Raw genomic sequence first — 7,294 nt, 5'->3', positions numbered from 1 at the left:
CAGTGGCCCGCCGGGCCCTGGAGCGCATGGTGGAGACATTGGAGATCGTCCCGCTCGGGATGGAAGACCTCGAGGCCATTCGGGTTCTGCTGGCGGCCAGGCTGGAGTGGAAGGGCACCCTGGAGGACGCCAGCGTAACCCTGCTGGCCTTGAAGACCAGGGCTCCGGTGTGGACGCTTAACTACCGTGACCTGGGAGTGTTCAAAGAGCTTTCGTTTTGGGCGGCCTGAAAGGGGTGGTACTCACAAGCGGCTTGGAGCGATATGCGGCCCTTGGGTAGAGGGGGATCATGACTTTGCGTGACGCCTGTTATTTTACGCACCGGCCGCACCAGATTGTCCAAGGTCCTGAACCTGGACAACTACAGGTCAGACTGGGTTGAATCGCAAACGCTGCTAAACTCATAGGAGCATATGGCCACAAACCAGGCTCAGTCTTTAAACCACAATTCCCTCGAGCGCTTCGGATTTTCAGGTCACGAAACCTTTCCCTTTCGCTATGGTTGGCTCAAAAAGGCTGTAGACGCAGTAACCAAAAATAAGTTCCTGTTTAGCACCGAGCAGGCCTTGGTTGAGCTGGGTGTAGGAAAGAACATGGTGCAAAGTATTCGCCACTGGGGGCTGGCTACCCAGGTGTTATTGGAGGGCGAGGGCCGAAGCCTGGAGGTCTCCCCCATAGGTTGGCGGCTCTTTAAGGAATGGGACCCTCACTTGGAAAACCCGGCCTCCCTTTGGTTAATCCATTGGCTGCTGGTCAACAACCCTGCTAAGGCTGGGGTATGGCATCTGGCTTTTACACGCTTTACGCAGCCCGACCTTACTAAGGGGCAGCTCCTAACCTTTTTGCTAGACTTCAAAGAACGTCAAGGGCTGCGGGTGCAAGAGCTGAGTTTGCGACGAGACATAGACTGCTTTTTGCGCACCTATCAGTCCAGGGCTGATGGCAAGGGGCCTTTAGAAGACTCTTTCGACTGCCCCTTGACCGAACTCGGGCTGCTTTCACCACTCAAAGATGGTGAGGGCTATCGTTTTGCTATTGGGCCTAAGCCAACCCTACCTGCCGAGATTGTAGGTTATGCTTTGCTTGAGTATATGCGGCGCATTCGTTCTGGGAGGAATAGCATCTCCTTTGCCGAGTGCCTTTATGGTTTGGGAAGTCCGGGGCAGGTGTTCAAGCTAGACGAAAATTCACTGGTTGAGTACCTGGAGGACTTGGAGACTGCCAGCGAGGGGGCTTTAGAGCTCGATGATACCGCAGGGCTCAAGCAACTTTACCGCCGTCGAGACTTTGACGGAATGGAGCTTCTACAACGCTATTACGGGACTCGCATATGATGCAAATCCAGCCGCTTGCCAAGACTCGACGGTTTTTTCGCTCTATACGACTTGAACGAGATTTTCAACTTCCGGAGGCATTAGCAGGCTACAACCTAACCCCAGTTGTTCGTCAGATACTGATTCGCATTTTGGATAGCCTGGAGGGGCATAGCAGTGATCGAGCCTTAACGCTTACCGGCCCTTACGGCAGTGGAAAATCGGCGTTTGCTCTGTTCCTTGCTAGCCTACTACAAGCCCCTTCAGACTCCCGAAACCCCGCTTGTCAGATTTTAGCGACCCAGGATGCCTCTTTGTGGGAGCGTTTTTCCAATCTGGAAAATATCAGTTTACTGCCAGTGGTGCTCACTTTGCGACGGGCTTCGCTTTCCCAGGCGCTATTGGAAGGAATGCAGGGTGTAGCAAAGCGAATAGGCGGTGCGGCTTCGGAGAACTTGGCTCAGGCCCTCGAGGCCGACCTTAGGACAGCGCCCCTGGATACCCGGCGTGTTTTGGAGCGCTTGGTGGCTCTATCAGACCTTGCGTGCACGCAGGGCTACCGTGGCATCTTGCTGATCCTAGACGAGCTAGGAAAGGCCCTTGAATATGCTAGCCGCCATACGGGCGAAGACATCTACCTGTTGCAAGAGATGGCTGAACTAGCCGCCCGTAGCGGTAAACAGCCATTTCTCGTGTTGGGCGTACTGCACCAGGCTTTTGAGCAGTATGGTGAGCACCTGACCCTGGCTGCTCGTAAGGAGTGGGCTAAGGTACAGGGTCGTTTTAGCGATGTCGCTTTCATAGAGCCTGTTGAACAGCAGATGCGTCTTGCTGCTCAAGCCATGATTGCGCTAGAAATCCAGCCAGCGCTCTCGGCCGACGTGCTAAGAAAAATCGCTCAGGAGATGTCTGAAGCAGGCTATACCCCCAAAAGCCTAAAGCCCGGGGAGTTTTTGGCTCTGGCTGTAGACGCTGCACCGCTTCATCCATCCGTATTTGTTGCGCTGCCCTATCTCTTTCGGCGCTTTGCTCAAAATGAACGCTCTTTGTATGCCTACTTGCTGGGCCAGGAGGCCCATGGTTTGCAGGAGAAGCTACAGCAAGCACCAGGGCACCTTGTTAGGCTGCCGGATCTGTTCGACTACTTTATGACCAACCTTGAGGGGAGTCTACTGCGTCAAAGCTATGCCCGGCGCTGGCTCGAGGTTGCCGACGCCTTGGAGCGCACCCCTGACCTGAGTCCCCTCGAGGTAGACGTTCTCAAAACCGTAGGGCTCCTGAATATCTTGGGTGACCTAAGCCCGCTGCAGGCCAGCCGTGAATTGGTCGCCCTTTCGCTTTCGGATAGCCCTAGAAGCCCAGATGTGGAAGCTGCACTAGATGCTCTGCAAATGCGCTCCCTCCTGACTTTCCGACTTTATAACCGCACGTATCGGGTTTGGGAGGGCAGTGATGTGGACATTGAGGCTGAGCTTGAGCAGGCCCGCCGCAAAACCGCTGGATTGGGTCTGGCCGCAACCCTACAGCAGTACTTACCCCACCGGCCCTTGGTCGCGCGGCGACATAGCTACGAGCAAGGTGCCTTGCGGTTCTTTGCAGTGCAGTACTTGGATGCTCCCCCCAGCGAAGTCCCCAGGCCAGGCCATGGGGCCGACGGCCTACTGATCTGCTGCCTCCCTTCAACCCTCGAGCAGGCTAAGGCTTTCAGCAGCTGGGCTACTTCCCCCGCCGTGAGTGCTGCCGAGCATTTGTTGGTAGCGCTCCCCCAGCAGATCGGGGGCTTACGCGAGGCCGCGGCAGAGCTGCGGGCACTGCGCTGGGTTTGGGACAACACCCCTGCCCTGCATAAAGATCGGGTCGCCCGTAGAGAGCTTGCTGAACGAATAGCTCTGGTAGAGCAGAGCTTGGGACGCGCGGTAGAGGTGTTGCTCGACCCCCGCCCGGAGCCCACTGGGGCGGGCACGCTTTGGTTTTACCGAGGCCATGAGCAAAGCGTATCTTCGCCAAGAGCAGCCGCTCAACTCCTTTCGAGCGCCATGGATTGGCTATATCCTTACGCCCCACGCATCAAGAACGAACTCATCAATCGTCGCGCGCTATCGTCTGCTGCCGCCGCCGCTCGGCGCAACCTGGTAGAGCGAATGCTTTTGTATGCCAAAGAGCCCCTGCTGGGCATGGAGGGCTATCCCCCTGAGCGCAGCATGTATGAGTCGGTCTTGCGGGCCAGCGGTCTTCATCAGAATAGCGAAGGGAGCTGGCAGTTTACCGAGCCCCAGGGAGCCAATGACCCCTGCAACTTACGCCCATCCTGGGAACAGATGTACAGCCGTATCTTTTCCGCCATTGCTGAACCCTACCCAGTTGATCAACTGTTTTCTGAGCTAGAAGCGCCCCCCTACGGCGTGATGCCTGGGGTACTGCCTGTTCTCCTAGCAGCATTTTTGCTTACCTACCCAGACGAAACCAGCCTGTACAAAGAGGGGGTTTTTGTTCCTGAACCCACTATCGCCGACTTTGAGGTGCTTATGCGCCGCCCAGAGCTATTTGCCGTGGGGGGTAGTCGGATTTTGGGCGAACGCCAGGCTGTAGTGGAGCGTCTGGCAAGGGGCCTCAAGGTCAAACCTGCTTTGCTACCGGTAGTGCGAGCACTGGTGCGGATGGTTCGCTCGGTACCCGAATCGGCCTGGCGCACCCGGAAGCTACCAGAAGAGGTACTCGAGCTGCGCGAAGCCTTCGAGCGAGCCCGCTCTCCCGAGCGCCTTCTCTTTCACGACCTGCCGGTTGCTCTGGGCGAAAAGCCCTTTGGTGAACAGCAAAACAAAAGCAAAAAACGCATCGAGGCTTTCTTTGAGAAGCTCAACCAGGCCCTGCAAACCTGGGGTGCGTTCGTGCCCAGCCAGGTTGAGAAGGCCCGCGATACCCTGTTAAGGGCCTGCGGACTGCCCGAAGGCCCGGAAGGCTGGGCCCGTCTGCGCGCGCAGGCCAAACAACTCTCTGGAAAGCCCTTGCATAGCTCGCTGGTTCCCCTGGTTAACCGACTCACCGCGCCGGGGGAAGAAGCGGTAGTGCTAGACGGTGTTCTGGCTCTGGTAGCCTCAAAACCACCTAAAAGCTGGACAGACTCCGATATTGAACGCTTCCCCGAACAGGCCCGACTGCTGGGCGAACGGCTATTACAGGCCGTACATACGCTAGGGGTTCTGACCCCAGAAGAGGATGCTCAAAGCGATGTGCTGGCCCAGCAGATTCGCAACGGCCTTGGGAAAGATGCTCCCCCCCATGTGCTGCGGGCGGCGCTGGCAAAGTTGTTGCAAGAGCTGTAGTCACGGTTCTAGATCAAAGGCTTTTCTCGTGACAGCTTCCACCGGCTATCGAGGTATTATGTACTGCAAAGGAGCACAAATGGAGCCAAAGCCTGTTCGACACGTTCTTTCACTTTCTGGCGGCAAAGACAGCACTGCGCTCGCTGTGTATATGCGGGACAAGGTTCCAGAAATGGAATATGTATTCATGGATACTGGGGAAGAGCTACCGGAAACATACGAATATCTCGATAAACTCGAGGCTTATTTAGGAAAGCCGGTGGTTCGTTTGAATCCAGATCGGCCTTTCTCCCATTATCTGGACATTTACCGTGGTGTTTTACCCGATCCAAGAACCCGCTGGTGTACACGAATGCTTAAAATCAAGCCATTTGAGCGTTATGTCGGAGATGATCCCGTAATCAGCTACCTTGCCATAAGGGCGGATGAGTTGCATAGAAAAGGATATATATCAACTAAACCCAATATAACGGCAGTTTATCCCTTTATTGATGACAGCATCGTGAAGCATGATGTGTACAGAATTTTGGAAGAGAGCGGGCTAGGCTTGCCTGAGTACTATAAATGGCGCTCGAGATCTGGATGTTACTTTTGTTTTTTTCAACAGAGAATTGAGTGGGTTGGTCTGTTAGAAAATCATCCCGATTACTTTGAAAAAGCGAAAGGATTTGAACGAGTTGATATCGCAACGGGTCAAACCTTCACATGGAATGCAAGAGAGAGCTTGGAAGATTTACAGCGTCCAGAGCGCATTGCCCAAATCAAAGAACAACATGAAAAGCGAACCCAGCAAAGGCCGGTCAGGCTATTGGGTAGCTTGACAGAAATGTTGGCTGACGAGGAAGAGGAGAATCAATCATGTTTGGTATGTCATCTGTAGTATGACGTCTGTAGATAGATGAATGATAGTTTTGAAAAACTCAAAGCTGAAATAGAGGGTATGCGGAGAGGTAGCAAAGCCGGGCATAAGCGACCTCACAAGTTGATATTGCTTTTAGCTGTGTTGGATTTGATTGATGAAGCTACTGATTTTGATAACCGTATTTACTTTGATGAACCACTTATTTCTCGTTTTAGAAGATATTTTGATCAGTATAGGATTGCCGACGATATGTGCCAACCGGCCCCCCCTTTTTTTCACTTGAGAAGTTCAAGCTTCTGGAAGCACAAAATCCATCCTGGTAAGGAGAGCGAATATGCAAAGACTTCAACTTCTGGTGGAGGACGTGGACGTATTGAAAACCTCATCGAGTATGCCTATTTTGCAGATTGGGCTGCCCAAATTGTTGCAAATCAAGAAACCAGGCAGAGACTGCGAGCTTATATCAAGCAATTGTTGGAGCCTATGAAGAGAGTTGGCACACAATTGTTGGAGCCTATGAAGAGAGTTGGCACAGTTTTTCACGAATCTTTTTCCCTAAACCGCCCAGCGCTTGTCCAGGTTTTGGAAATCGCCTCTGGTTTGGTTGAAAAAGTTGACTTTGAGAGTTTGCGTAAAGGTACACGTCTTGGAACGAACTATGTTAAAGCAATGCCAAGATATGCAGTCGCGGCAGGGCTACTGGATGAAAAACCTTATCGTCTGTCCGATCTCGGGCGCTTTGTTTACGAACATGACCCCAACCTCAATCACCCCTCCACGCTCTGGCTCATGCACTACCACCTTAGCGCTCCCAAGGGCCCAGGCCCGGCTTTCTGGCATTTTTTGGTCAGCCAGCAGTTACAGCCGGGGACGCACCTCGAACGCTCTCGGCTGATAGAATCGGTGCGGGAGTTTGTGCAGAAGTCAGAGGGCAAGGCGTTGGTAGACCGCTCGGCCCGCGGCCTGATTGCCGTGTTTACGGGCACCTATACCAAGGAAGACGGTCTTGGAAAGCTCGGCATTTTGGAAGAAACCGAAACGGGCTATCGGGTGCTCGAGCCCGAGCCGCCCAACGAGTGGGTGGTGGGGTATGCCTTGGCACACTTTTGGGATAGTGTGTGGCCGCAGTTTAGGCAGGTAGCGCTCGCAGAGCTGTACGAGTTTGGCGGCTTTGCCAATCTTTTTCTCTTGGGTGCTTTCCAGCTCAATTCCCGGTTGCGCGAGCTCCAAAATAGGGGACTGCTGGAGCTGGTCCAAGTGGCACCCCCACATCAAATTCTTCGCCTGTGGCGCTCACCTTCCGATTTTTTGCCGCATATCTATGAATGAACCCTCCCCTTTAGAGGTTGTCCAGCGGGTTCGGGGTACCCAACTCGTCTGCCGTACAGCTATTTTGCTTCTGAGTTCAGAGCATCTGGGCAAAGAGCGCTCGCTGGCCGCCCAGCTAAACCTTGACGCCGTCAACTATGCTGAATGGCGGTTGCGGAAGGTTTTGGATGGACAGCTTTTCCTGGGGCTCACAAAAGAATCACTCGTACAAGAGCTTGACGAGATTGCCCAGCTTCCTTCCCAGACCAACGCCTTGCTGCTATACAACCTCGACATTGCACTGTCCTACCTCGAGTTTCTCGATCGGCCTTACGTCTGGGATTTTCTGCTAGATAACTTCCGTAAGCGCCCCAGGGCGTTGGTGATTGCATTGCCTGTTTCTGCGGAACACCTGCTGCCCGATGCAGACTCGAGGGCCATTTGGCACAAGGGAGGGCGACTGGCAATTGTAAGCTAAAAGTCAACAA

6 protein-coding genes are annotated in these 7,294 nt (G+C 53.9%); all 6 read left to right on the top strand.

Annotated elements, in window-relative coordinates; genetic code table 11:
- The coding region (locus Q355_RS0112010) for a hypothetical protein (RefSeq protein WP_027878023.1) at positions 1-230 on the top strand (230 nt) is incomplete at its 5' end.
- Positions 231-413: 183 nt separating this feature from the next.
- Positions 414-1,334: a DUF4007 family protein gene (locus Q355_RS0112005; RefSeq protein WP_027878022.1), complete on the top strand. Its 921-nt coding sequence runs from the start codon at positions 414-416 to the stop codon at positions 1,332-1,334.
- 341 nt (positions 1,335-1,675) lie between these two features.
- A complete protein-coding gene (locus tag Q355_RS0112000) occupies positions 1,676-4,636 on the top strand; it encodes a hypothetical protein (RefSeq protein WP_245597570.1) in 2,961 nt (986 codons plus the stop codon).
- A 58-nt stretch (positions 4,637-4,694) separates the two neighbouring features.
- Positions 4,695-5,516 (top strand): phosphoadenosine phosphosulfate reductase family protein, encoded by an 822-nt coding sequence (locus tag Q355_RS16530; RefSeq protein ID WP_245597569.1) that lies wholly within the window; start codon positions 4,695-4,697, stop codon positions 5,514-5,516.
- Between the two features lie 18 nt (positions 5,517-5,534).
- Positions 5,535-6,827, top strand: coding sequence for a DUF4007 family protein (locus Q355_RS16525; RefSeq protein ID WP_084496126.1), 1,293 nt, complete (start codon positions 5,535-5,537; stop codon positions 6,825-6,827).
- The gene (locus tag Q355_RS0111990; protein ID WP_027878019.1) at positions 6,820-7,284 is read left to right on the top strand and encodes a hypothetical protein; all 465 of its coding nucleotides are present in this window, start codon (positions 6,820-6,822) and stop codon (positions 7,282-7,284) included. Before Q355_RS16525 ends, Q355_RS0111990 begins: the two co-directional genes overlap by 8 nt.
- The last annotated feature ends 10 nt before the right edge of the window (positions 7,285-7,294 follow it).

Origin of the sequence: Meiothermus cerbereus DSM 11376 (assembly GCF_000620065.1) — a bacterium.
GTDB lineage: Bacteria > Deinococcota > Deinococci > Deinococcales > Thermaceae > Meiothermus > Meiothermus cerbereus.
This window is presented reverse-complemented; position numbering and strand designations above follow the sequence as displayed.

Bases quoted from the DNA above. Each gene is read 5' to 3' on its own strand.
- Q355_RS0112005 (WP_027878022.1), top strand. From the start codon at position 414: ATGGCCACAAACCAGGCTCAGTCTTTAAACCACAATTCCCTCGAGCGC.
- Q355_RS16530 (WP_245597569.1), top strand. From the start codon at position 4,695: ATGTACTGCAAAGGAGCACAAATGGAGCCAAAGCCTGTTCGACACGTT.
- Q355_RS16525 (WP_084496126.1), top strand. From the start codon at position 5,535: ATGAATGATAGTTTTGAAAAACTCAAAGCTGAAATAGAGGGTATGCGG.
- Q355_RS0111990 (WP_027878019.1), top strand. From the start codon at position 6,820: ATGAATGAACCCTCCCCTTTAGAGGTTGTCCAGCGGGTTCGGGGTACC.